The following is a 22,723-nucleotide window of genomic DNA, read 5'->3' as shown; positions in this document are numbered from 1 at the left end:
CAGATTTCTAATCCAGGGTGTTGATTTCGTAACGACCGCTTGAGATGTTCCGCTTCGCATCGTCGATTTGGGACTGAGATCTTATGAGTGATGATGTATCCATGCCATAGCTCAAATATGAGCGAAAAAAGTAGTTTTTGCCTGCCTCTAGCTTCAACGGAACGAACATAGGACGCGGGCCCCCCAATGCTTTATATTGGTATTCACCCGGTACGATCTCCAGATACCCATACTCTCCGGTATTAAGTGAAAGCTTAGGGCCATCTGTTATCTCGAACTCAACATCTGAGCCCGCTCCAAATACCCCTGATTTCCATTGATATATATACAGGCCAGCCATTCCCTGCGTGGGAGTCTTGAAGTCGGATGTGGTATCGAGTCTGAGTTCTTCGTATGGTTTGATGGCGCAGCCGGCAACGGTAAAAAGGGCTAGCAGGATGAAAACTTTCATTTGTTTCGTTTCTTCTTATGGTTAAGGCTTCGGTATGTGGAACATTGTGATCTTTCCACGTGGTCTTATTCGGCTAGCTGATGTTTTAGTTCGGTTGGCTACAATACGTTAACGCTGATGCCATTACGGCATCACTGCGGGAGATTTTAAAATTATGCAAGGTCGGTTGGCACATGGACATGGAGCGGGTGAAGGGAATCGAAACGGTCAGGTAATTGCTGGTATTTACTGGACCTGCATAGCGCGGATGTACACCGCGCTGTACAAGGTTCAAGTTACTGGCCTCGTTGCTGCTTGCGCTTCTCGATCCATTCCTGGACCTCGGACAGCACGAAAGCCACTCTGGCATTCCGGGCATTGCTCTCCGACAACTTGACCGGCTTCGGGAAACTGGAGTCTGCCAGCCTGAGTTTTGAAAAGCCGCTTCGGCTTCTGCTACACATTGAAGCAGCCTGACTGATTGTTATCAAATGGGTGTCTGGGTCGATTACATTCACTTCTTTGTTCATCTATGCCTCCCGGCTCAGTTCGTCCCATTCAGCGGGAGGCGTCAGTTTCAGCGTCATCCCGCCTGTCTCGAATACCCTTGAACCCCTTGCGTGCGCCCGAACCTCTGACAGCTTTCCGCCTCGTTGTCTTGCATACTCGGCGCAGAAGTGCAGAATCGTATTGCGTCTGCCGGTGGGCGTGTTTTTATATCCATCTCGATCTGCCAGGAATTTCTTGTACTCATCAATCGAAACCGGAAATGTAATCTTGGACTCGGCCTCAAGCGTGCAAAGCACCACCCCCGAACGATGAGCGTCTTCTATAACGCTGGCAGCTACAAACGCATTGAATGCGTCTTGCCCGGTAAAGCCGTGCAAGCCGTCTATCTTCATCATCAGTGGCCGCCCGCTTTTGTTGAAAGCTATGGCGCGAATGCCGTAGTCGTTCCACCCATCAGGGCCGCCAGTCATACAGTGGAACTCATAGAAGGAATGTATTTTCTCTGCGCAGATTACTTTCTTTGGTTTGTCTTTCTTTATGAAGCACGTCCACTTAACCGTGCCGTCCTCGCACATCATCATAAGCTCTGAGCGATCACCCAGGGTTTCGGCAGGGTGCCGCAGCAAGTATTCGGGGCCGGTTGCATACATGCGATCTCTGTCCGTCGCGTCAAACGTGTACGCGCTTACCGGGCTTACAGGCTTGGCTCCTATCAACTCGCCTTGATCTGGAAATCTCTTTATAGCAGTTCTCTCGCCGCGCACCTTGCGGGCCACTTCGTCGCGCACTTCTTCGGTGGTGGACATTAGCGGGTAGAGCATCATAAGAATCATCGTGCTTTGGGTGTCTTCAAATAGCTTTAATGCTGTAGATTCAGTCATTAGATTGCCTCCCGGCGTGTAGGGTGATGAAGGGTGATGAGTGAAGGGTGTTAGATTCGGAACTGTTCGCGGTCTTGCCTGGACAGCCGCAGCCATTGACCAAGCAGGCCGTATTCGCGCATAGGCCTGGTAAGCGCTGGCTTCATGTCTAGGTCTTTGCGGCGCAGGAATGTCGGACCGCAGTAGTCGTGCCACTCGAACGTGATGCCTTTGAAGCGGTATATCTTGGCCCAGGTGATGTGAATTATTGCGCCGCTCACTCTCCACCTTCCTTGCCCTGCTGGGCTAGTGCTGTGTCGATCATGCGCTTTGCGTCGTCTGCCCACCTTTCGGCAGGTAATACCGCCCGCGCATAGGCCAGGACCGCTTCCAACTCCGCTATCCGCGCCTTGTCGGCTGCTATTCCGTCCGATAGGTACTGTTCAAGCAGCCGATCCTGCTCGGCCTGCGAAAGCTGGAGCATTACGCGTTTTGCAGCCAGTAGCGCATCTGGCTTATTGGTTGTCATCCAGCACCTCCAGCACATCATGGAACGACACGTCCTTCGTGCTCCCTTTCTTGCTATTAACGTACCGACAGCGGAGCTTATTTGCTCGCGCCCCTCCCGGCCATGTGCGAGCGAATACCGTTACCAGCGTCGTCCCGTTTCCATGCCGCACCAGCAGAACAGTCCCTACCGGGTAGGCTTCGTTGAGTAAATCCGTCAGCGCGCAACTGGCCTGATCCAGAGCCAATTGCGCCTTGTTCAGGCGTGCGGTGACTGCGCCTACATCGTTGGTCTTATTGGTTGTCATGGTTGTTGCTCCTGCTTATGGGCGGCGATCAGGGCATGCAAACGCTTGCGATCCTGCTGTAGCGACCACTCGCAGTGATGCTCGACGGCATCCAGCCCGATTTCATCGAACAGTGGAAACCCTTTCTCAATCGCCTCCACCAGCCCCGAAACGTCAGGGGCGGGCGGGGCTGTAATGCCCTCAACCTGATCCTGATAAAACTCATGTGCTCGATCCAATTCGCTGCGCAGATAGTCCTGCCACCACTCAACATTGCCGCCGCCACCATCACCAAGGTATCCAGCGTCGTACCGCTCAAGCTCCACCCGCTCAGCAGGCTTCGACGCAATGCAGCGCGAACCAAGACCCCAATCGCCCTTGCACACCCGCTCAGCAGGCGCAGTGGCGGGCGGGGCTGTGTAGAGCGGAACAACTCGCACGCCCGGATAATTAGCTGCACACTTATCGGCGTACTCTTCTGCAACATCGAGTCGGCGGATTGCTTTATTCACTACTGGCGCTGTTTCGCTAACCACTGCGTACCAGAACGGCTCCACCGCTTGCTCTGCCTGTGAGGATGGCAGCCCATCGTCATGGTAAATGCCGAAGTACTCTCCAGGCTCAACACCTCTTTTTTCTGCCTGTTGGGCTGTTGCGAGCAATCCGGCGAAATACCGATCAGTCATTGCCTTGTCGTAACCGAACACAAAACCCTCCGAGCCATCGTTGTGGCGATATTGGCGCAGCGCTTCGGTCAGCTCGCTCGGCACCGCTTGCTGGCGGGCTGCCTCTAGCTCAGCCTCCAAGCGCGCTATTTCCTCGCACACCCAAGGGGCAGCCTCGGCACCGGGGCGCACTCGCTCTGACAACTTCACGTTATTGCTCATAGCCTTCATCCTCGTTGCGCTGTAGCAGCCTTCTCGCTGGTTGCATTCGGTCAGCCAGTTCTGGCAGCCGCAGCTTCTGGGTTTATTCATGTTCTGGGTTGTTATTCGACCAGCAACCAACGGCCTCAAAAACCCTGGCTGCCTGGTTGTGATCAAGTGATTGGCCAACAGGACTGGCAATCCATCCTAGACCAAAGACATGGCCAGGATTGCAGCTGTAAAGCAGTTCTTCGTGATGCGCCTCCATTACCTCGGCCAGCTGCTCTGACCTGTATATTCCGCAAGGCTTTATCTCGTTTGCCTTTATGTACTTCTCGCCTGATTGGCTGACGCAGAAAACAGCCAGGTAGATAATCCAATGATGCGGAAGGTCGCAGATCCCTGAAGCCAGCTGTTCGCCGGCTGGTATTGATTTCAGGTTTTTCCAGTTGATCAATCCCTGCCTGCCGGACGGATCCAGATGAACCACGACGACTGAGTGCTGCCGAAGCAGCGCCCTGGTGAATAGCGTTATCCGCTTTCTGGAGTCGTTTTTCTTGCGCCTTTTCTTCATGCTGGCTTTGCCTTGAACTTGAACCCGTATGTCCTGGTAGCGCCTGCTGCGCGCTCCAGCTCCAGACCGCAAAGTGTGGCTGCCTCGGTCAGGGTTCTGCCGGCCTCGGCATATTGCTTGAGCTGATCCAGGACAGCCTTTCCAAGTGCCGCCGTACTGTGCAGGGCTGGATCCTCGCCGGCCTCGTACAGCGCGACCTGTACCTCGGCAACGGATCCAAGGCCCAGCTCCACGCGGATCTGATTCGCATTCATACCCTGCCAATGCAGCTCGACAACCTTGGGCATGATCTTGCGAGTCCTGGCATCCCTGGCCAGCTTGCGCTTGGCATAAGCGCGCTCCCTGCTGATGTCTTTGCTGGTGGGGCCGGCGGGTCCAACTGGACCCCCGGTTTTAATGGATCCACCGCTTGCCAGAAACTGCTGTGTCAGCATTTCAATTTCCGCTGACTCGGCGATTTTTTCGTCAGGGATCCGCTCCGTCACTGCTGTTCCTCCCCGTCAATCTCGATGTCCAGCTGGCGACCGAAGATCTTGCAGAGCTCCTGTATCGCAGCGGCTACCTGGATAGCCTCGGCGGCCAGCGTGGTGATCCAGTACTCTTCTTCTCGGTCCTCGGTGTCCTGCTCGTCCGGATCTCCGCGAAAGTCGATCTTGCTCATGCGAAAGGATGAATCCAGGACAAACGACATTTGCCCGTGAACCAGCTCCAGCTTCTCGACAACCATCCCGTTGCTGGTAGCTTCGATAATGGCGCGCTCGGCGTCGTCGATGACAGGCACGTCGATGACTATCCGCTGATCATCGCCCTTCAGGGTGACCGTATTGCCGATGGCAAACTCACCAAAGTCCTTGGGCAGACCTTCGATATGGTTCACCAGCCTGGCGGTCAGCCCGTTGCGCACACCGTCAACATGGATCGTGGCGGTCTTGACCGATTCACAGCAGGCAATCAGCAGGCGAACGACCCGGTCAGCCTTTTCCTTGCTGGAAGTCAGCACCATCAACAGCTTGTCCTTGGGGCAGTAGACGGCGCGAACGATAGTGGTCTTGACCAGGGCGTCAGCAATGATCTTGGTCATTACCCTGGCTTCAATTTCTTGGATCATGCCCTTGTCCAGCGGGCAGCCGGCCTCGTCTTCTGCAGCCTTTACCGCGTCAGCCTTGGCTTTTCTTACCGGGCCTGCCGGTAATACCTTTTCGTCGATCTGCACCAGGAATGTCAGGCCTTCAGGCAGCTTGACGATTCGCTCCAGGCGGTCATTTTCTTTCTTGAACCCGACTGATGAAACGTGACTCTGCATGACAGGCCGGTGATCGAAGTCAGCCATACGGGTTTCGAGCTCGGCAGCGTCTGGCAGCTCGGCGGAATAGCAAATAATGTTTTTGATCATGGTCTTTTCTCGGTATCTAGATAGGTTCAGCCGTCAATGCCGCGCGCTTCCAGGCACATAAGATGCCACTCGGTCCTGAACTCATGGACCTGCCTGGCTCTGGCTTCTTCGGTGTACGGGATCCGGCGACTGTAGGCGTCGATCACGATTGCCCTCAGTGCGCGCCTTGTTTGTTCTGATGCGCCCTCGACCTCAATGCTCAGAATGTCGGTCAGGGTGGCGCCGTTGTTGCGCGATACTATCGAGGCCTCGGAATAGTTGGCGATTGAGTCACAAAGCGTTTGCGCTTGCGCGCCAAAGGCTGCGAGCAGAGCCGCAACCAGGACTGTTATTTTCATTGCCGGATCCTGTCTAAAAAGGAATGTCGTCGTCGAAACTGTCGTAGTCAGGCGCCTGTTGCTGTGGTGCCTGCTGTGGTGCAGATTGCTGTTGGCGCTGTGGTGGCCTTTGCTGGGTTGCCGGCCTGCCTTGTGGCTGATCTGGCGCGCCGTCCAGCATTCTCATCAGGCCTCCCTGGTCCACAATGACCTCGGTGGTATACCGCTTGACTCCGTCCTTTTCCCATTCGCGCGTCTGAAGGCGGCCTTCCAGATACAGCTTGGAACCCTTACGGACATACTCGCCGGCTACCTCGGCAATCCGGCCAAAGAACACTACCCGGTGCCATTCGGTTTTTTCCTTGCGCTCACCGGTCTGCTTGTCCTTCCAGTAATCGCTTGTTGCCAGGGTTATGGTTGCCACGGCATTGCCGTTCGGCAGATAGCGGACTTCAGGGTCACCCCCGACGTTACCGATTAGAATTACCTTGTTGATACCCTTTGCCATTTAAGATCCTTGTGCGCCCCGAAGGGCGCTGTTGATTACGCGGTTTTTGATAGTGCGCTGGATGGCGCTGCTGTGCTGGATGCCTGGGCGATTCGCTCGCGCATTTCCTGCTCAAGCTCGGCCAGCTCTTCGAGGAAAGCTTTTACCTCGGCTTCCATCTTGCGGATGCGCGGCTCGTCGCGCTCATAGCGGCAGCGAACGTACTGCAAGGCTTCTGGCATGCGATCATCAAAGCTGACGAAATCGACCCATTCCAGTTCGCCGCAGGACATTTGCGCGAGCATCTGCCACTCGTATTGGCTGTCATGACTGCCTGACTGCATGACCGCGACATGATTAGCGGTGTTGGGGCACTTGATCTCAAGTCCGCCGCGCCCCTTTGGCAGCAAGATCAAGCCATCAGGGGAGGCCGCGAAGCCCTTGATGGTCGGGTGGTCAATCAAGCCAACCTCTTCGATCATCACGCCCTGATCTACCTCGTAAGCAGATCGCGCCAATGGCTCAAGGTCCGTTCCGCGCTGCATAGCTGCATTGGTAAAGCCTTCGGCTCGCTTGCCGGTCAGACGCTCGCACAACAGCTCCATCATGTAATTCTTGCGGCTGGCGGAGGGCGCACTGCCGCGCCCCTGAGCCATTACATCCTTCACGCGGCTGGCGGTCACCTTGTAGAGCCTGGCCGCAAACCATTCCTCAGTTCCCTGTTCCATTGTCCACCTCCTCAAACATCACTTCTTCGGCGTCATGCTCAATCGGCGCGGCTAGATCCTTCTTGCGCTGATCCTTTGCCTTGGTCAGCAGGGCGCGTGAGCCGGGGTACTGCTTCCAGGCGGAAGTGAACGCAGCATGCAACTCGTCCATTGATTGCGCGTTCTCGATAGTCTCGACGGCAGGGCCGGGGTTTTCGTTGGCGGCGGGCGTTACATCGCGCTCAACGATCCGCTGCGCTTCGTCTTCATCGAAGATTCCGGCAAAGCCGAACGCCAAGCGGGCGCATTGGATCATTGCCTTGTGGCGCAGCATCCGTTTGGGGTGAGACTTCCAGGGCTGCGTCTCGCGCTTACATTCGCTCATCCATTCAGTGACCTTGATCGGATGGCCCCGGTCCTTGCGGTGGATAATGCAGGTGCACGACTCGGCATCCTGCTCGAAGTCCATGCCATCGAACTGCGGGTTGTCGTTGATGATTCGTGACCAGCCGTCAACGCCTACCACCGGGACGATTCCGCCCTTGTCAGGGAAGGCGTAAATCTCTTTCGTCCAGGGGTTCAGCCCGTACTGGTCGGCAACGATAAGCAGCGCCTGCATCTGCTCGTTGGTGACATTGCCCTTGAATGCAGTTGCCTTCAGGGTCTGCATCATTTCGCTCTGGTCAACGCCAAAGCGGTCGGCCATGCGCTGGCTTAGGCCTGTCGGCTTGATGGTGGCTAAATTGTTCATATAAACCTCAATAGTTGATGACGATATTGGGAATCAGGCGCTTTGCGATCAGCACAACGGCCTGTTTGGCGAACTCCTCGGGCATTCCGCCCGCAATGAAGGCGTCCAGCGCGGCCCGGTTTACCTTGGCCTTGTTGGCGGTGTCGGCTTCACGCAATGCGGCCTGCCGTGCTGCCTCTTTCTGCTCATCCAGATAGCGCTGGCGCTCGGCTGCTGCTGCGGCCTCTGCCTTGGCTTGTGAATCAATCGCGGCCTGCATGGCGCGTTTTTCTGCCTCGGCCTTTTCGCGCTCTGCCGCTTCGGCCTGCTGCTGCAGGTGGCGTTCGCGGGCCTCCGCTTCAGCCTTGGCTTGGGCTTCGCGCTGAATCACTGCATCCCGTTCAGCCTGTGCCGCTTTAGCAGCCTCTGCACGGGCGCGCTCTTCGGCCTCACGCACCAGTTGCGCCTCACGTTCGCGCTGGGCCTGTGCTGCTTGCTCGGCTCTCAGGCGTTCAAGCTCCGCCTCTTTGGCTTCGCGTTCACGGGCGTGAGGCAGGTACTCAGTCAGCGCTGTGATGGCTGCCGCCTTAGCCTTGGCGCCCTGGTCTGCAAATTCTTCCAGGGTGTCGGTCTGGATCAGGTCAAGGTCGGCAATGCGCTCTTCGATCTGAGCGCAGGTCAGGGCATGAATCTCGGCGGCATAGCCTTCGATCTGACGAAGAACGGCGTTATGGCTGGCCACCCGTGACTCTTCAGCCTCTTCCCATTCCGTCAGCGGCTTGCGTGTCTCATCGCGCAGGGTATCCATGGCGCGGACAAACTCGCGCAACTCTTCCTCGACCACCTTAGGCATTTCCTTCAGGCGCTTGAGGTAGTCGCGGCCAGGGTTCTCGACGGCCTTCTTCGACTTGCTGACCTTGGCGGCCAGGCTGGCGATCCGGTCACGGCCTTTCTTGGTGCTAATATCCGGCACCTCAGTAGAGACTTCCTTCTTTACCTGTTCCAGAAACTGAGTCAGGCCGCCCTTGACGTAAATGCTGGGCGCGTTGTTTTCGCTGATGTCGTCAACCGACACCAGCTGTGCTTGTGTACTCATGGTGCATTACCCCGCGAAGTAGTTGGCCAGCGCGGATGCCGCAAACCAGCCGAGGAAAATTCCGTAGACAACCAGGCCGCCCATGAGCCCGTCTTTGATCGATCTCATATCGCACCTTTCAGGATCAGGGCCGACAGGGCTATGAGCCATGCAAGCCAGGGCGAAACTGCGTAGGCCAGACATACCGCCAGCAGCGCCATCAGGACGGATAACGTTTTAGCCATCTCCTGCATCCTCAAGCTGCTTTTTGTACCAAGTGATCCCGGCCTGAAATCCGTTGATGTACTGGATCCTCCCTGCCGCGTTGACGTGCTCTCCCGTTGAAAGCCAGCGGGCCTGAGCAGATCTGTCTGCGCTTTCGTTCGCCGCATTAACGATCTCAACCATGGTCAGTTGCTCTGCATTTGTTTGCATGGGTTTCTCCTTTCCATTCGGCTTCGCCTGGATGGGAATCTGGCGGACGGGCCGGACGCGCCCGGATGGGTAATCTTGAAATGGTGCCGGTCCCTCCCGGCTGTACCACGCTCTTAGCTGGTGGCGCTTGATGCAGATGGCCGGTGCTGATCCCGGCATGGGGCTGGTATCGAACCCAGCGTCTTACCGCTCGACGGCGGATTAGCATATCCACTCTGCCACCCGTTAGGCTTCGCACCTATCGGCGCTAGCCGTCCCTGCCCATCAGCCTGGGCATTCATCTGCATCTGGAAAGGTTCTGGCGGCGCGTGCCGGATTTGAACCGGCGACCCCGTGCGCATCGTGCTCTACCAAGCTGAGCTAACGCGCCTCACAGCATTGCATCCGTCGATGCGGCGATGTGCAGAACCCTTCCAGATGCCCTCTCAGCGAAAGGGCGATGCCCACCAGACAAACCGCTGACGGGGCCGGTAATGCACCTACGGGTTACGCTTTTTCGCCAGGTGGATCTCTTCTCGATCTACAGAAACGTGCCTTGGCGCGTTCACTCCGAGCCGGATCTGAGATCCGTTAATTGACAGGACAGCGACCTCGATCTGGAGGCCTTTTCCGTCGTCAATGATCAGTTTTTCGCCTGGCCGGCGTGTCAGTATCAGCATTCCAATCTCCTTGGTTCCATTGCGGGTGTGTTTCCAGATGCCGCCTCATAGAAGCGGCATGAAGAAATCAGTTTTCGGGGAGCATGAAGATATTTGTATTCCCTTTCTGCTCCGACAGCCGGCCACGGGCGCTACCCTGCCGGCACTCTATTTTCCAGTTCGACGCTGCACTGGCGGGGGAGGCGACCCCTGTACCGGATTCGGGCTCCGGCTCGCTGCCCTTTTTCAAACTACAGGGCGAATAATGCACTCGTGCATTATCAGTGTCAATGCACTTGTGCATAATCTTTTGCACTGCGGGATTAAAAGAAAGCGAACAGGAATAACAGGCACAAAAAAGCCCGCGTCTGCGGGCTGGCTGAATTTTGCTTTTTATCTGCGCTCTGCTGACAGACTTAAATCCGGAAGTGCGCCGTAATCGCAGATCAATTTGCCTTCGTTTTCGACGCAGTGCTGATCAAGGTATTCTCGCGCCGGGGATGCCGCGCTGTCGTATCCGGCAACAAAGGCCGTCAGTATGAAGCCGGACAGCACCAGAAGCATAACCAGACCTGGCTCAGGCCCGCTGGCACCAGGTATAACTCTGCCCCTGTGTGTCTGATAGCAGACAAAAAGGCCGGCCAGTAGTACAGCTGCAATCCAGTAGCTCATAACGATCACCACTCACTTGCTGATTGTGCCGTTCCGCCTGCGCCGAACGGTTGACCACCAAAACACCCAGCCAAGGATCTTGAGATATTGCAGCTGATCGGGCGCCACTATCTCATCAGGGTATTCCTGTTCATTTTCAGATCGAAGTCGGATCGCGCCACCAGGTAGTCGATACAGGTACTTGATCCGCAACATACCGTCGTGATCAATGGCATAGATCTCTCCGTCGATTATCTGCTTTGTCCCGGTATCAATCCCAATCGTGGCGCCTTCCATGATCAACCTCTCCATGCTTGTTCCTTTGGCCTGGGCAGCAACTGCGTTTTCTGGCATTACGCCTGCCTCCCTGAGCGTAGACAATGCAAAGCGTATTTTCCTGTCAGTAGCCTCTTGTACAGCCGTGGATCCGGCGCCTGCTGCCAACTCTACTTCTTTGAAAAGAGGCACAAATACCTCGTCATCATCAAGTTCTGTAGATGAATCCCAGGCTGACAGCTTGCCGAGCATGTGTAATTCGTCACCTTTTTGGGTGATAGGTGAATATCCTCGAAGCTGATCAGTCGAGATTCGGAAATAATCGGCCAAGGGTTTCACCTGCGCATCTGTTGGGCTCTGGATCCCTTTCGGGCCAGAAGGCTTCAGGATGCGTGAAATCGTGGACTGAGTCACACCGGTAGCCCGAGCCAGCTCAGTCTGATTTATGCCGCGCTCGGACATCAACCGGGCCAGTGTCTTTGATATGTGAATTTGCATGCCTGCAATGCTCCGCAAAATTAGTGCATAGATCAACGGCAAATGCTCTTGACTTGCTTGCACTGGTGCATAAAGATATGCACTCCACTGAGGAGTTACCCATGCACGCAAAATCTCTATCCGAAATGATCAATGACATGGTCCCGGCCAAGATCTCTGCAAAGGATCTGGCTGCTCGCGCCAAGTGCGATGTCTCGACAATTTCCCGGATTAAGTCCGGCCTGATCCTGGATCCGAAGTATTCGGTCGGCACTGCTATTGCCCAGGTTTACGCCGAGCGGAACACGGCAGCCGCTTGAGGTCATTACGCATGACGATCAACGAAAGTACACGCAAGAATCAGCAGACGATCTTGAGCGCGCTTGCCTTGGTTCATCAGAACAAGGTGGCCGAGATCATCGGTTTGCATGAATCGACAATCAGCAAAATGAAGAACCCTGGCGAGCTGATCGAAACGGCTTCAGCACTGCTTGCTGCGCTTGGCCTCCAGGTTGTTCCGGTCGAGCATCACACCTATGACCCTGAGCTGATCAAGGCCTTACACACCATGGCGAAGCTGGGTCTTGAGCTGTCGCCTGAGCTGGGGCGCATACGATGAGCATGGAACTGATGGTCAAGGCCATGAAAACCAAGGTCGGAAATCCGCTGCGCAAGCTGGTCCTGTTGAAGCTGGCAGATAACGCCAGCGACCAAGGCGAGTGCTGGCCGTCATACCAGCATATTGCAGACCAATGCGAGATCAGCAGGCGCAGTGTGATCGGCCATATCAACGCATTGGTTGCTTCCGGCCTGCTCAAAAAAATCCTTCGGGAAGGCGAAAAGGGTAACTCTTCAAACCTGTACATCTTGACGCTTGATGGTGCAGCAAATGCACCAGAGGTAGTGCAGGAGATTCACCAGGGTGGTGCAAATGCTGCACTAGGTAGTGCAGGAGCTGCACTAGGGGGTGGTGCAGGAGCTGCACCCAGAATCAGTCACTCTTTTGAATCAGTCATTGAACCAGTCACTGAACCAAACCTTTGCCAGGCGTCGGCAGAGCCTCGCCAGGGTGATGATCTGAATGCTGAACCTCGAATCGAGATACCCGCTGACATGCCTGGTCCAAAGGATCCTGCCTGCAAGACCTTCAAGGCCTGGGCCAATTACGCATTTGCATACCGCAAGCGTTACGGCGTCTGGCCAATCTGGAACGCATCGGCTGGCGGCATGCTCGGCAAACTGATCGACCAGATCGGGGCAGACGAGGCGCCGAAGGTGGCCGCGTACTACCTGACCATCAACGACGCCTGGCTGATCCGAGACTGTCACAGCCTCAACCAGCTGATCGCCAAGGCCCAGGCCTACCGTACCCAATGGGCAACAGGCCGGCAGATCAACGGGCGCACTGCGCGCCAGATGGAAGACACTCAGGCCAACCTGAACGCGGCAATCGAAGCCGGCGAACGTATCCGCAGCAAAGAGGGCAAACGCAATGCTTTCCTGTGACCAGATCGCACAACTCGCGGCTGCCTTGTGCGCAACCGCTGAAACGCTTGGCCAGACCCTGAGTGCCAGTGCCGCCGAGCTGATGGCTGAAGATCTTGCCGAGTACCCAGCTGAAGCCACGGCAATGGCTCTGAAGGCCTGCCGCCGGGAACTTACCGGCAAGCTGACGCTGGCCGCAATTATCCAGCGCATGCAGGCCGCTGATGGCCGGCCTGGTCGAGATGAGGCCTGGTCAATCGGCCTGACGTCAACTGACGAGTTCGATACCGCCGTGATGACCGACGAAATTCAGAAGGCCATGGCAGCCGCTGCGCCGGTACTCGCTCAAGGCGACAAGATCGGCGCCCGTATGGCCTTCCTGTCCGCCTATGACCGCCATGTGCATGAAGCCAGGGCTGCCGGCACTCCGGTCAAGTGGACGGTATCTCCAGGCTTCGATCCTGCTCGCCGAGCGATTGCGATTGAGGGCGCAGTAAGAAGCGGCCTGCTGTCGCTACCTGCCGCCGAAAAGGAAAAGCTGCGCCTTGGCGTAGTGGAGCCGGCCACCCAGGACGGCGCTGCGATTGCAGGCCTTCTCACTGGCACCGTGGCAGAACCAACTCCAGGGATCCGCGAAAAGTGGAATGAGCTACTGAAAAGCCTGAAGTCGTCAGCGACCAGCAAGGTAGTGGCCAGGCAGCAGGCGGACAAGGCACAGCGCCAGGACTTTGAATCTCGACGCAAGCAGCAAGTGCAAGCCCTGGAAGAGCTGGCTGCAAAGGGATCTCGCCCGTGATCGAGAAGCACGTCGTAAATTCGTTCGGCAGCCTTGCGCAGATCATCCGGATCCTGACCGAGGCCTTCAAGGCCGGAAAGTATCTGGTGGTCAGCTTCAGGGTAGGCCGGGAGCGAAGCCTCAACCAGAACGCGCTTTGGCACAAGCTGTATGAGCGCATTGCCCAGATGACCGAGATAGGCACCGAGGAGGACGCTCGCCGGCACTGCAAGCTGCATTTTGGAGTGCCGATTATGCGCCGTGACGACATGGCATTCCGGGAAGGCTGGAACCGCCTACTGCTTGATCGCAGCTATGAGGAAAAGCTGGAAGTCATGGGCGACTGTGGACTGATGGGCAAGGACGGCCTGCCCGTTACTAGCCTGATGTCACGCGCCCAGGGCGTTGAGTACACGGACCGCCTGGTTGCCCATTTTGCCCACCATGGCGTCGTCTTTGATGACCTACTGGATAACGCATGAAACAGAACAAGATCACCAAGGCCGCCCGTGGCCAGGACTGCCAGGTACGGATTCCAGGGATCTGCAATGGCAATCCCGAGACTGTCGTACTGGCGCATTACCGGATGGCGGGCATATCAGGCACCAGCCAAAAGCCCGCTGATCTTCTCGGCGCCTGGGCATGCTCAAGCTGCCACGACGAGATCGACCGCCGCACCCGGCTGATGGATTACGACACTGCCCGACTGTACCACCTGGAAGGGATGGTCAGGACTATCGACAAGCTGATCAAGAGCGAGGTAATCAAGCTGTGAGGCATACACCGTCCTACTCCGCACGACTGAGCGACCCGGTAACATCACACCAGGCCGCGCAACAGCTGGCATTCCGCGAAAGCCAGCACCGCCTGATCCTGGACTGCCTGGCCGAAGGCGGGGAAATGGGTGCCGAGCAGATTGCCGAGTCAATCGGGCTTAACGCCTATCAAGTCCGTAAACGCCTGCCAGAGCTCTACGCCAGCGGCCAGGTTGCCATTACCGGCAATACCAGGATAACCAGCACTCGCCGTGAAGAGCGGACCTGGAGGGCGCTGTGATCGTTGACCCCCTTGTTACCCTGATTGATAAGCACATAGAAAAAACAGGCGCTGACCCGACGTTTGTTTACATGGGCTATGACCAGATTTCTGAGCTATGCGAGCTATCCAGCATGGTAACCATCGAAGCGAGGGGAGATTGTTTTTTAGGTCTTGAGATAATCAAGGTAAACCGCAAAGACCATTTGAGGGTCGGCTAATGTACAACCACTATCGCAAGCCCATCGGTCACCTGAAGGTGATCGACCCGTACCGCCTGCAGCGGATCTACTCAATCCCGGACGGCCCGATATTCCATGCCTGGAAGAAACTGACCTGTGCCGGCCAGCGAGGATCCAAGGACATCGACCAGGACGTTCAGGAGGCTATCGACTCATTGCTGCGCTGGCAGGAAATGCGCAGGGAGGATCTTGATCCGCATGTTTGTTCCTGTGACGCAGAGGAAGGGCAAGGCCACATGCCGAGCTGCGCGCTCTGGATCGACCACATCAAAGGAATTGATCCGACCAATATCGGTCTCAGCCAGCCACTCATGCCTAACAGGGGGTCTGATGAATGACTACCTGTGCGGAGAATGCTGGGTCTTCTGCGGGAGTCCGCACTGCCGAGGAGGCCATGAAGCTGGAAGCCAGCAAGCAGGCGCACTACCTTCGGCACCTGAGAAAGAAGGGGAACCTGAACCGGGCGCAGTGGAACCAGCTGGTAAACGAGAAGCTGCGCAAGACCAGGGAACCGCTGCGGTCGGAAATACTGCGGACACTGGCGGAACTTGCAGAAGCTGCAAAGCGCAATTCGAGATAGACCTTCTGGGCAAGTATGGCTGCCCGAACTGCTGCGGGGGATAGCATGGCGATAAATTCAAGAGCCAAGGGCGCAAGGGTAGAACGCGAGTTCGCCAACCTGTGCTATGAACAGCTCGGCACCGAGGTATGCCGCAACCTGGAGCAGTCCAGATCCGGCGGCCACGACATTACCGGCCTGGATGGATGGGCTCCAGAGATCAAGGCCCGCCGTGATATGCCGACAAACTCCGAGTTGGCTGAAATGTGGGATCAGTGCCAGAGCCAGGCGAACCGCGCAGGCCTCAAGCCCGTCCTGGCCGTAAAGGTCAATCGCAGAGGATGGCAGGTCTACATGCAGGGAACCGATATTGCGCCAGGTATTCTCGACAGGTTCGAGGTTATCATGCTCAGCTTTACCGGATGGTGTGCTGTATATCGCGCTACTGCGCAGTGCGCAGAAACACCAGATGCGCAGAATGATGCGCACCGAGGCGATTATGCGGTATGACGCCGAAATGCTGCTGCATGAATGGGGCGTCTGGCAGCGCATGGGAATTGATCGGCTCGGATACAAGTCGCCTGCCAATATCGCAAAGCCGGTCCAGCCGGCAACCCTGCTGATCGAGGAGGAGGAGATCGAGCACTGCGATAGGATCATTGCCAGGCTTCGCAGGACGAACGTTACTTGTGCTCAGGCATTGATCGAGTACTACGGATCAGGCCGGACGCAGCAGACAGTGGCCAGCCGCCTGGGAGTGTCACGCAGGATGATAGGCGAACTGCTGCAGATGGGTCGCATGTATGTCCAGTCACAGATCGACGCGAGGATGGGTTAATGGCTACTATCGGGCGGCTATTGGATATTCCGGGAGATTAAAATGCGAATTGAAATGCTGAATGCTGGCGTTCTGCTGATGGAGCTGGAGAACTATGCCGAGTTCCTGGAGCTGGAGGAATTTTTCACTGGTAAGCCGGAACTGCTACCGCACTTCGAGATCGACTACAGCGCCGTTTCACTGACCTACCGGATGCGCGGAGACAAGCGGGCGCCGTTCGAGAAGCCTTGACATGCGCGCATGAAACTATAAAAGTTCAGGCATAGTGCGGTTTTACCGCCAAGAAATCAGAGCCCAGCCGCCGCGCTGGGCTTTTTCGTTTATGACTCCCGCCGAGAGGCGACGGTCTGGGGTATCGCCGGGAGGCGTCACCCCCTTTTATTCGAGGCAGTCATGGCAGAGCCGCACACTACATCAATCGCCGCTGCCGGTGTATCTGCAGGGATACTCGGGTCGCTGGCTGGCGTTAATCCCGAGGCTGCTGTAGGTGCGCTGTTCGGCGCACTGATCTACTTCACCACCACCAAAGAGCTGCCAGTCTGGCAGCGGACGCTGTTCTTCATAACCAGCTTCTGCATGGGCTACCTGTTTGCCCCGGCATTGGGTGGCCTGGAGATCTATGGCATCAAGCCGTTCGGCCTGCCTGGACCAGCTGCCTTCCTTGCAAGCCTCATGGTGGTAACCGTGTCACTAGCTGCGCTCAGAGCCAGGACACCGGCCAAGGCGCAAGAAGGGAGCCATGATTGAGACAATGCTGACCTATATCGCCATGCTGCTGAACCTTGTGATCTTTATCCGCCTGTTCACGTTCCGGCGCGAGGAAGCACGATACCGTCCCGTTATCTCGATCATGGCCGCGCTCACCATGGGTTTTGCCGGTAGTAGCATCCTTTTCTTTGCCAATGGCGCTGTCATCGTCACGCCAGAGCAATGGCCGCTGCTGCTCATGCTGGCCATCTTCGCTGCAGGTATATGCCGTCACAGGGGCAATCTGGCCAGGGTCATTGACCAGCTTGCCGTCTGGAATGGCAGAGAGAGGCGCCGGCATTGAAATTCGAGATAGCGATTGTCTCAGGCCTGGTGATTGCCGGTCTGCTTGCCGTTTGGCGCTGGGACGCCGTGACAGATGAGCGCGACCGTCTGGCAAAGGATCTGATCGAGTCAGACAGAAAGGTCACGCAGCTGACCGACGAGCGCGACAAGATGACTGCGGATCTCAAGTCCATGCGCCGTATCGACATCGAAACCAGGCAGGAGCTGATCAATGCACAGAATCAAATTGGTGATCTTCGCGCTCGCGTTGATGCCGGTACTACAAGGCTGTCTGTTCGTGCGCAATGTCCAGACACCAGTAACAATCTGTCCGCCGCCACCGGAACCGCCGGCCTGGTTGATGGAACCGCCGTCGAGCTCACAGCAGACGCTCGACAAGATTATTTCACCCTCAGAGATCAGCTTGCCTCAGACCGAGTGAAGATCCTGGGGCTTCAGCAGTACATCCAAGAAGTATGCAGGTAGGTCATGGCGACATCGAAGAAAAGGATCGACTGGCAAGCCGTTGAGCGCGAATACCGCGCTGCGCTGCTGTCTAACCGAGAGCTGGCTGAAAAGCACGGCTGTTCTGAGTCCGGCATCCGGTTGAAGGCCAAGACCGACGGCTGGCAGCGGGATCTGTCCGCCATGATCCGCAAGCAGGTAGCCAACAAGGTTGCCCGAGCTCCAGCCAGGCGCAGAAAGTCAGAGCAGGATCAGCAGCCGCAAACGCCAGACCAGCGCGAAGCTGATGACGCCCAGGTGGTTGAGGATGCCAGCACAGCAATCGCTGAGATCATCAGCGAGCATCATGCCATTCTGAGCAAAACCAGGGAGCGCATCGAGCGTGTATTCGGCGGCCTTGACCGGCTGCTCGACCGAATGGACGAAACCGCTGACAAGGAAGAACGGGATGGACTGCTTGGCAAGGTAGCCAGGCTACTCGATACCAATACCAAGACCCTGGAGCGAATCCTGAAACTGGAGCGCGTCAGCTATGGCCTGGATGAGAGCGAGGAGGCCGCCGGCCAGCGCAGGACGCTTAGCGATCTGCTGAAGGCCGTGAATGATGACGAGACTTGAGATTGTCCAGGCCGGCGAGGAATACCTGGCCAGGCATAAGGCGGGAGATCTCAAGTCCAAGGATGATCTGATTCGGGCGCTGGGCAATAAGTGGTATCGCCTCAACTGCCTGTACAAGATCAAGAACAAGAACGGCAAGGTGGTTCGGTTCAGGCCGAACATGGCGCAGCGCGAGCGGTTCATCAACCGCCATTATTGGGATCTGATCCTGAAGGCGCGCCAGCTTGGTTTCACCACCTTCGAAATGATCGACGCGCTCGACGACTGCCTTTGGACTGAAAACTTTGCTGCTGGCTGTATCGCTCACACCCTGGGCGACGCGAAGGACATCTTCAGCAACAAGGTCAAGTTCGCATACGAGCAGCTGAGGCTGGACCAGGCCTGGAGCCACATCTTCACCCTGATCAACCTGAAGCTGCCAAAGCCGAAGAACGATAAAGGCGAGGCTCTGGTATTCGACAACGGATCCAGCATCAAGGTATCGACCAGCTATCGAGGCGGCACACTGCAACGGCTGCACGTTTCTGAGTTCGGGAAGATCTGCCGAAAGTACCCGGACAAGGCCCGCGAAATTGTCACGGGCGCCTTTGAAGCTGTAGGCCTGGGCAACCAGATCACGCTTGAATCAACTGCCGAGGGTCGAGAAGGCTATTTCTTCGACTACACGCAGGCCGCGAGAAAGCTGATCGACGCCGGCAAGGCGCCCACTGAAATGGACTTCAAGTTCCACTTTGCCCCTTGGCATGAGGAGCCTGGTTATCGGATCAGCGACGAAGATGTCGAGATCCCAAGCTACCTGATGACCTACTTCGTGGATCTGGAGCTGACCCACGGCATCAAGACTGATGCACAACAGCAGGCCTGGTATGCCAAGAAGGCGGCCATGCTGGGCGACGACATCAAGCGCGAATATCCGTCTACGCCAGACGAGGCATTCGAGCAGGCTGTACAGGGTGCCTACCTGGCGACGCAGATGCGCCGGGTACGCAAGCAGGGGCGCATAACCAAGCAGTGCAAGCTGAATCCTGAATTGCCAGTGCATACCGCCTGGGATCTCGGGATGAACGACGCCATGACCATCGTTTTCTTCCAGGTATCGGGCCGGGAGGTCCATATCGTCGATTACCTGGAGCACAGCGGCGAAGGTATCGAGTATTACGCTGGTGAGCTGCGCAAGAAGAACTACAACTATGGCCGGCACTTCGGGCCGCACGACCTGGCAGTACGCGAGCTGTCCGACGGCGGCAAGACCCGACAAGAGCGATGGGTGGACTTCGGTCTGCGATTCGAGGATCCGATACCAAGGGTGGCGAATCACCAGGAAGGCATTGAAGCAACCCGTCAATTCCTGGGGATATGCTGGTTTGCAGAAACCGTCCAGAACGACGACGGCGAACCTAATAACAATGTTGACCGGCTGATTGACTGCCTGGACAACTACCGCAAGGAATGGGATCCGAGGCTGGGCGTTTACAAGTCTACGCCACGCCACGACTGGTCAAGCCATGGGTATAAGGCTTTCGAGACGCTGGCCAGGGCTCCCATCTTTGATTCAATGGCTAGTACGCTGGCACCGCCAACCAGACCGAATACAGACCGTGGCCGAAAGGCTTGGGGAGCGCACACATGATTACCGTGGTTGATGTCAATACGAGGGAAGTAGGCAGGCGTATTGCCGAAATCCTGCAGAAGGTCGCCGTGCCAGCAGTGCGGATCAGAAGAGATGTTGGTGACATTCAGATCGACAAAATACTAATCCATGACCCGACTGATAACGGCGAATACCCGGCATTGATGTTCACTTTTGGCATGGAGCACGGCCTCGGTGCCGAGATCCGGGTGCGCCTGGATCACTTTGCCTCGGATCCAGCCGGTTACATCTCAAATCTGCTTGAAAACCTGTCTGGTATGCGTTTTGCTGCAATGCAGCGACGCGCCGGGCAGAAAATGACAGTCGCCAACGTGCGCGCTTCAACGGGTATCTGATATGTCGAGCATTGGTCTACTTGTGTTCAAGCCGGCGGCTGAAATTGCAGCTGAAGAGGAGCAGGCCCGCCTTGAGGCGGACAAGGCCCGTCGTCAGCAGGCTGTTGAGTCAAGTCTGGCCGCGCATATCAATCGCAGCTTTGAGGCCGCCAAGCACGCCAAGCGTGAGGTTGAGCATCGGCTGATCGACTGCGCCCGCCGGCATCGAGGCGAGTATGACCCGGATAAGCTGCGCGAGATTCAGTCAGTAGGTGGATCCACCGTCTACCCGAAGATCACGACTACCAAGACCAGGGCGCTTGCATCCTGGATCTCGGACATCCTTATGCCGAGCACCGGCAACCCTTGGGGTCTGGATCCGACACCGGTCAGCGATATACCCCAGGAATACCTGATGGCATTCATGGAGCGATTGCAGCAGGAAGATCCTGAAATGGACCAGGAAAAGGCCCGCAAGCGCCTAATGGCCATGGTCAACCAGCTGGCAGACGAGGCAGCCAAGAAGCATGAGCTGCTGATGTCTGACCAGCTGGCAGAAGGCGGCTGGTATGAGGCTCTTGAGGACTTCATTGAAGACTTCGCGGTCTATCCTGCCGCATTTATGAAAGGCCCGATACTGCACCGCGTCACTGAGCTGGCCTGGATGGAAGGCTGGCAGCCAATCGAGGTCGAGGCGGTCAAGCCTATGTTCAAGCGGGTCAGCCCGTTCGACATCTACCCGGCTCCAGATGCGTCCTGCATCAACAGCGGTTCCTTTCTGATCGAGCGCGACCGATTCAGCCGGCGCGAGCTGAACAAGATGATCGGGGTTAAGGGCTACAACGACGAGGCAATCCGGGCTGTTCTGCAGGAGCATGGCCTGGGAGGCCTTCGCAGCTGGCAGTCTATCGACACTGTCCGCGCCGAGCTCGAAGACAGGCCGAATGAAATGCTGTTCCGTACCGATATGATCGAGGGTCTGGTCTATTGGGGCAGCGCCCAAGGCCTGATGCTGTTGAGTTGGGGCATGAGCCCGGACGAAATCCCGGATCCGCTGGCAGAGTACGAGATCGATGCCATCCTGATCGGTCGTCATGTTGTCAGAGCTGTGATCAATAGCAACCCTATGGGGACCAGGCCTTACGGTAAGGCCAGCTTCCAGAAGGTTCCAGGATCGTTCTGGGGCAAGGCGGTTGCCGAGCTGATGAGTGATATTCAGGACATTTGCTGTTCTGTTGCCAGAGCCCAGAGCAACAACCTGGCCTTTGCTTCAGGCCCGCAGGTCGAGGTCAACGTGGATCGTCTTGCCCCAGGCGAGGATCCGAACGAAATGTATCCGCTGAAGCGCTGGCGCACCAAGACAGATCGAAATGCAACCGGCGCCCAGGTGCCGGCCATCAACTTCTTCCAGCCCGATAGCCGGGCAGCAGAGCTCGACGGGGTGTATGACAAGTGGGAACGGCGCGCAGATGACGCGACCAACGTGCCGCGATACTCATACGGCAACGAGCGCGTCGGTGGCGCAGGCAACACCATGGGCGGCCTGGCCATGCTGATGGAGTCGGCAAACAAGGGGATCAAGAACGCGATTCGCCATATTGACAGGGGTCTGGTCAGGCCTGTTGTCGAATCCCTGTGGCTGCATAATATGCGTTACAGTCCTGATAACTCGATCAAAGGCGATTGCAAGGTGGTGCCGCGTGGTGCCAGCGCCATGCTGATCAGGGAGCAGGTACAGGAAGCGCGCAATCAGTTCCTGGCGGTATCCGGTAACCCGATTGACATGCAGATCATGGGTATCAAGGGTCGCGCCAAGCTATTGAGATCTGTAGCCGAGCGATTGGATATGCCTGATCTGATTCCGGATGACGACGAGATTGAGGCCCGTATGCAGCAGGAGCAGGAAAGCGCAGCGGCCCAGCAGGAGCAGGCCATGCAGCTCCAGCAGCAGGCCATGCAAATGGAGCAGGCCAGACTGCAAGGCGAAGACCAAAGCCGTCAGATCGAGGCAATGAAGGCCCAGACGGACGCCATGCTCAAGCAGATGCAGGGCGGCAAGGTCCAGGCAGAAACCCGCAGCATCCTGGTTGAAACCCAGGCGCTGCTTGAAAGCATGAGGCAGCAGAATGTCGCAGCTCGATCAGCAGCAGGCCAGGGCGTTATGCCGGCTGCGCAGCAACCCTGACTTTCAGGTTCTCGCTGGCATTCTTCAGGGGAGCCTGGAGGAGATCCGGCGAGATCTGGAAACCCAGCCGGTTGACCTGGGTATATACCGTCTGCAGGGAAAGGCGTCTATGATCAGGGATATTGATGATTTACTTGTTGAAGCGGATGCAATAGCTCGCAAGCAGTCATAAAAAAGCCATCTATGATGGTTTTCTTATGGGCGCTCGCTCCCTTTTGGTAGGCCAGCCAAGGGAATCCGCCAGCCCCGTGAACCCCGGCAGAAGCCGGCTCATGTGAAACGTCGTGATGACGTATCGGAGAAA

Annotated in this window: 38 protein-coding genes and 1 tRNA gene; 20 read left to right on the top strand and 19 right to left on the bottom strand. The window is 56.7% G+C overall.

Going from position 1 to position 22,723, the window contains the following annotated elements; translation table 11 throughout:
* Window positions 1–7 precede the first annotated feature (7 nt).
* The 19 genes from AC27HQ_RS13125 to AC27HQ_RS13035 all read right to left on the bottom strand — a co-directional run bounded on the left by AC27HQ_RS13125 (window position 8) and on the right by AC27HQ_RS13035 (window position 11,241).
* Window positions 8–451 (bottom strand): hypothetical protein, encoded by a 444-nt coding sequence (locus tag AC27HQ_RS13125; RefSeq protein WP_487156627.1) that lies wholly within the window; start codon window positions 449–451, stop codon window positions 8–10.
* A gap of 275 nt (window positions 452–726) precedes the next feature.
* Window positions 727–960: a helix-turn-helix transcriptional regulator gene (locus AC27HQ_RS13120; protein ID WP_487156626.1), complete on the bottom strand. Its 234-nt coding sequence runs from the start codon at window positions 958–960 to the stop codon at window positions 727–729.
* Window positions 961–1,821 (bottom strand): hypothetical protein, encoded by an 861-nt coding sequence (locus AC27HQ_RS13115; protein WP_487156625.1) that lies wholly within the window; start codon window positions 1,819–1,821, stop codon window positions 961–963.
* Window positions 1,822–2,077: 256 nt separating this feature from the next.
* Complete coding sequence (locus AC27HQ_RS13110) at window positions 2,078–2,329, bottom strand: hypothetical protein (RefSeq protein ID WP_487156624.1); 252 nt, start codon at window positions 2,327–2,329, stop codon at window positions 2,078–2,080.
* The gene (locus AC27HQ_RS13105) at window positions 2,316–2,615 is read right to left on the bottom strand and encodes a hypothetical protein (RefSeq protein ID WP_487156623.1); all 300 of its coding nucleotides are present in this window, start codon (window positions 2,613–2,615) and stop codon (window positions 2,316–2,318) included. The genes AC27HQ_RS13110 and AC27HQ_RS13105 overlap by 14 nt, the downstream gene beginning before the upstream one ends.
* Window positions 2,612–3,481: a hypothetical protein gene (locus tag AC27HQ_RS13100; RefSeq protein ID WP_487156622.1), complete on the bottom strand. Its 870-nt coding sequence runs from the start codon at window positions 3,479–3,481 to the stop codon at window positions 2,612–2,614. The genes AC27HQ_RS13105 and AC27HQ_RS13100 overlap by 4 nt, the downstream gene beginning before the upstream one ends.
* 82 nt (window positions 3,482–3,563) lie before the next feature.
* Window positions 3,564–4,034, bottom strand: coding sequence for a hypothetical protein (locus AC27HQ_RS13095; protein ID WP_487156621.1), 471 nt, complete (start codon window positions 4,032–4,034; stop codon window positions 3,564–3,566).
* A complete protein-coding gene (locus AC27HQ_RS13090) occupies window positions 4,031–4,519 on the bottom strand; it encodes a hypothetical protein (protein ID WP_487156620.1) in 489 nt (162 codons plus the stop codon). Before AC27HQ_RS13090 ends, AC27HQ_RS13095 begins: the two co-directional genes overlap by 4 nt.
* Window positions 4,516–5,427: a recombination-associated protein RdgC gene (gene rdgC / locus AC27HQ_RS13085; RefSeq protein ID WP_487156619.1), complete on the bottom strand. Its 912-nt coding sequence runs from the start codon at window positions 5,425–5,427 to the stop codon at window positions 4,516–4,518. Before rdgC ends, AC27HQ_RS13090 begins: the two co-directional genes overlap by 4 nt.
* A gap of 26 nt (window positions 5,428–5,453) precedes the next feature.
* Entirely contained in the window at window positions 5,454–5,765 is a 312-nt protein-coding gene (locus AC27HQ_RS13080; protein ID WP_487156618.1) for a hypothetical protein, read from the bottom strand.
* 13 nt (window positions 5,766–5,778) lie between these two features.
* Complete coding sequence (gene ssb, locus AC27HQ_RS13075; RefSeq protein WP_487156617.1) at window positions 5,779–6,252, bottom strand: single-stranded DNA-binding protein; 474 nt, start codon at window positions 6,250–6,252, stop codon at window positions 5,779–5,781.
* 35 nt (window positions 6,253–6,287) lie between these two features.
* Window positions 6,288–6,959, bottom strand: a complete 672-nt coding sequence (locus tag AC27HQ_RS13070; RefSeq protein ID WP_487156616.1) for a lambda exonuclease family protein — start codon at window positions 6,957–6,959, stop codon at window positions 6,288–6,290.
* Window positions 6,943–7,689, bottom strand: coding sequence for a phage recombination protein Bet (gene bet, locus AC27HQ_RS13065; protein WP_487156615.1), 747 nt, complete (start codon window positions 7,687–7,689; stop codon window positions 6,943–6,945). The genes AC27HQ_RS13070 and bet overlap by 17 nt, the downstream gene beginning before the upstream one ends.
* A gap of 7 nt (window positions 7,690–7,696) precedes the next feature.
* The gene (locus tag AC27HQ_RS13060; RefSeq protein ID WP_487156614.1) at window positions 7,697–8,764 is read right to left on the bottom strand and encodes a hypothetical protein; all 1,068 of its coding nucleotides are present in this window, start codon (window positions 8,762–8,764) and stop codon (window positions 7,697–7,699) included.
* Window positions 8,765–8,980: 216 nt separating this feature from the next.
* On the bottom strand, window positions 8,981–9,178 hold the full coding sequence (locus AC27HQ_RS13055) for a hypothetical protein (protein WP_487156613.1): 198 nt from the start codon (window positions 9,176–9,178) through the stop codon (window positions 8,981–8,983).
* A gap of 299 nt (window positions 9,179–9,477) precedes the next feature.
* Window positions 9,478–9,548 (bottom strand) — tRNA-OTHER (locus tag AC27HQ_RS13050).
* Window positions 9,549–9,657: 109 nt separating this feature from the next.
* Complete coding sequence (locus tag AC27HQ_RS13045) at window positions 9,658–9,837, bottom strand: carbon storage regulator (protein WP_487156612.1); 180 nt, start codon at window positions 9,835–9,837, stop codon at window positions 9,658–9,660.
* Window positions 9,838–10,209: 372 nt separating this feature from the next.
* On the bottom strand, window positions 10,210–10,380 hold the full coding sequence (locus AC27HQ_RS13040; protein WP_487156611.1) for a hypothetical protein: 171 nt from the start codon (window positions 10,378–10,380) through the stop codon (window positions 10,210–10,212).
* 120 nt (window positions 10,381–10,500) lie between these two features.
* Window positions 10,501–11,241 (bottom strand): XRE family transcriptional regulator, encoded by a 741-nt coding sequence (locus tag AC27HQ_RS13035; protein WP_487156610.1) that lies wholly within the window; start codon window positions 11,239–11,241, stop codon window positions 10,501–10,503.
* 101 nt (window positions 11,242–11,342) lie between these two features.
* Between AC27HQ_RS13035 and AC27HQ_RS13030 the strand changes: the two genes are divergently transcribed.
* From AC27HQ_RS13030 to AC27HQ_RS12935, 20 genes are all read left to right on the top strand, one after another.
* Entirely contained in the window at window positions 11,343–11,540 is a 198-nt protein-coding gene (locus AC27HQ_RS13030; protein WP_487156609.1) for a helix-turn-helix domain-containing protein, read from the top strand.
* Between the two features lie 11 nt (window positions 11,541–11,551).
* Window positions 11,552–11,839: a CII family transcriptional regulator gene (locus AC27HQ_RS13025; RefSeq protein WP_487156608.1), complete on the top strand. Its 288-nt coding sequence runs from the start codon at window positions 11,552–11,554 to the stop codon at window positions 11,837–11,839.
* The gene (locus AC27HQ_RS13020; RefSeq protein WP_487156607.1) at window positions 11,836–12,726 is read left to right on the top strand and encodes a helix-turn-helix domain-containing protein; all 891 of its coding nucleotides are present in this window, start codon (window positions 11,836–11,838) and stop codon (window positions 12,724–12,726) included. Before AC27HQ_RS13025 ends, AC27HQ_RS13020 begins: the two co-directional genes overlap by 4 nt.
* Complete coding sequence (locus tag AC27HQ_RS13015; RefSeq protein ID WP_487156606.1) at window positions 12,713–13,501, top strand: hypothetical protein; 789 nt, start codon at window positions 12,713–12,715, stop codon at window positions 13,499–13,501. The genes AC27HQ_RS13020 and AC27HQ_RS13015 overlap by 14 nt, the downstream gene beginning before the upstream one ends.
* A complete protein-coding gene (locus AC27HQ_RS13010; RefSeq protein ID WP_487156605.1) occupies window positions 13,498–13,962 on the top strand; it encodes a hypothetical protein in 465 nt (154 codons plus the stop codon). The genes AC27HQ_RS13015 and AC27HQ_RS13010 overlap by 4 nt, the downstream gene beginning before the upstream one ends.
* Window positions 13,959–14,255 carry a DUF1364 domain-containing protein gene (locus AC27HQ_RS13005; protein ID WP_487156604.1) on the top strand — a complete coding sequence of 99 codons (297 nt, stop codon included), beginning with the start codon at window positions 13,959–13,961 and terminating at the stop codon, window positions 14,253–14,255. Before AC27HQ_RS13010 ends, AC27HQ_RS13005 begins: the two co-directional genes overlap by 4 nt.
* Window positions 14,252–14,536 (top strand): hypothetical protein, encoded by a 285-nt coding sequence (locus tag AC27HQ_RS13000; RefSeq protein WP_487156603.1) that lies wholly within the window; start codon window positions 14,252–14,254, stop codon window positions 14,534–14,536. The genes AC27HQ_RS13005 and AC27HQ_RS13000 overlap by 4 nt, the downstream gene beginning before the upstream one ends.
* Complete coding sequence (locus AC27HQ_RS12995) at window positions 14,533–14,736, top strand: hypothetical protein (RefSeq protein ID WP_487156602.1); 204 nt, start codon at window positions 14,533–14,535, stop codon at window positions 14,734–14,736. The genes AC27HQ_RS13000 and AC27HQ_RS12995 overlap by 4 nt, the downstream gene beginning before the upstream one ends.
* Window positions 14,736–15,095, top strand: a complete 360-nt coding sequence (locus tag AC27HQ_RS12990; protein WP_487156601.1) for a hypothetical protein — start codon at window positions 14,736–14,738, stop codon at window positions 15,093–15,095. Before AC27HQ_RS12995 ends, AC27HQ_RS12990 begins: the two co-directional genes overlap by 1 nt.
* 56 nt (window positions 15,096–15,151) lie before the next feature.
* Window positions 15,152–15,337, top strand: a complete 186-nt coding sequence (locus AC27HQ_RS12985) for a hypothetical protein (RefSeq protein ID WP_487156600.1) — start codon at window positions 15,152–15,154, stop codon at window positions 15,335–15,337.
* Window positions 15,338–15,382: 45 nt separating this feature from the next.
* Window positions 15,383–15,826, top strand: coding sequence for a putative PDDEXK endonuclease (locus tag AC27HQ_RS12980; protein ID WP_487156599.1), 444 nt, complete (start codon window positions 15,383–15,385; stop codon window positions 15,824–15,826).
* Window positions 15,795–16,154 (top strand): antiterminator Q family protein, encoded by a 360-nt coding sequence (locus tag AC27HQ_RS12975; protein WP_487156598.1) that lies wholly within the window; start codon window positions 15,795–15,797, stop codon window positions 16,152–16,154. Before AC27HQ_RS12980 ends, AC27HQ_RS12975 begins: the two co-directional genes overlap by 32 nt.
* 42 nt (window positions 16,155–16,196) lie before the next feature.
* Window positions 16,197–16,385: a hypothetical protein gene (locus AC27HQ_RS12970; RefSeq protein WP_487156597.1), complete on the top strand. Its 189-nt coding sequence runs from the start codon at window positions 16,197–16,199 to the stop codon at window positions 16,383–16,385.
* Between the two features lie 162 nt (window positions 16,386–16,547).
* Window positions 16,548–16,901, top strand: a complete 354-nt coding sequence (locus AC27HQ_RS12965; RefSeq protein WP_487156596.1) for a putative holin — start codon at window positions 16,548–16,550, stop codon at window positions 16,899–16,901.
* Complete coding sequence (locus tag AC27HQ_RS12960; RefSeq protein ID WP_487156595.1) at window positions 16,894–17,205, top strand: phage holin family protein; 312 nt, start codon at window positions 16,894–16,896, stop codon at window positions 17,203–17,205. Before AC27HQ_RS12965 ends, AC27HQ_RS12960 begins: the two co-directional genes overlap by 8 nt.
* On the top strand, window positions 17,202–17,672 hold the full coding sequence (locus AC27HQ_RS12955; protein ID WP_487156594.1) for a lysis system i-spanin subunit Rz: 471 nt from the start codon (window positions 17,202–17,204) through the stop codon (window positions 17,670–17,672). Before AC27HQ_RS12960 ends, AC27HQ_RS12955 begins: the two co-directional genes overlap by 4 nt.
* A gap of 3 nt (window positions 17,673–17,675) precedes the next feature.
* Window positions 17,676–18,269: a hypothetical protein gene (locus tag AC27HQ_RS12950; protein WP_487156593.1), complete on the top strand. Its 594-nt coding sequence runs from the start codon at window positions 17,676–17,678 to the stop codon at window positions 18,267–18,269.
* Window positions 18,270–18,429: 160 nt separating this feature from the next.
* A complete protein-coding gene (locus tag AC27HQ_RS12945; protein ID WP_487156592.1) occupies window positions 18,430–19,899 on the top strand; it encodes a terminase in 1,470 nt (489 codons plus the stop codon).
* Window positions 19,896–20,255 (top strand): hypothetical protein, encoded by a 360-nt coding sequence (locus AC27HQ_RS12940; RefSeq protein WP_487156591.1) that lies wholly within the window; start codon window positions 19,896–19,898, stop codon window positions 20,253–20,255. Before AC27HQ_RS12945 ends, AC27HQ_RS12940 begins: the two co-directional genes overlap by 4 nt.
* Before the next feature lies 1 nt (window position 20,256).
* Window positions 20,257–22,419 carry a portal protein gene (locus tag AC27HQ_RS12935; RefSeq protein WP_487156590.1) on the top strand — a complete coding sequence of 721 codons (2,163 nt, stop codon included), beginning with the start codon at window positions 20,257–20,259 and terminating at the stop codon, window positions 22,417–22,419.
* Window positions 22,420–22,723 lie beyond the last annotated feature (304 nt).

The organism is Halopseudomonas sp. 4NH20-0008, assembly GCF_057548395.1.
Note: the sequence above shows the minus strand (reverse complement) of the source record. Positions and strands in the feature narration are given on the sequence as shown.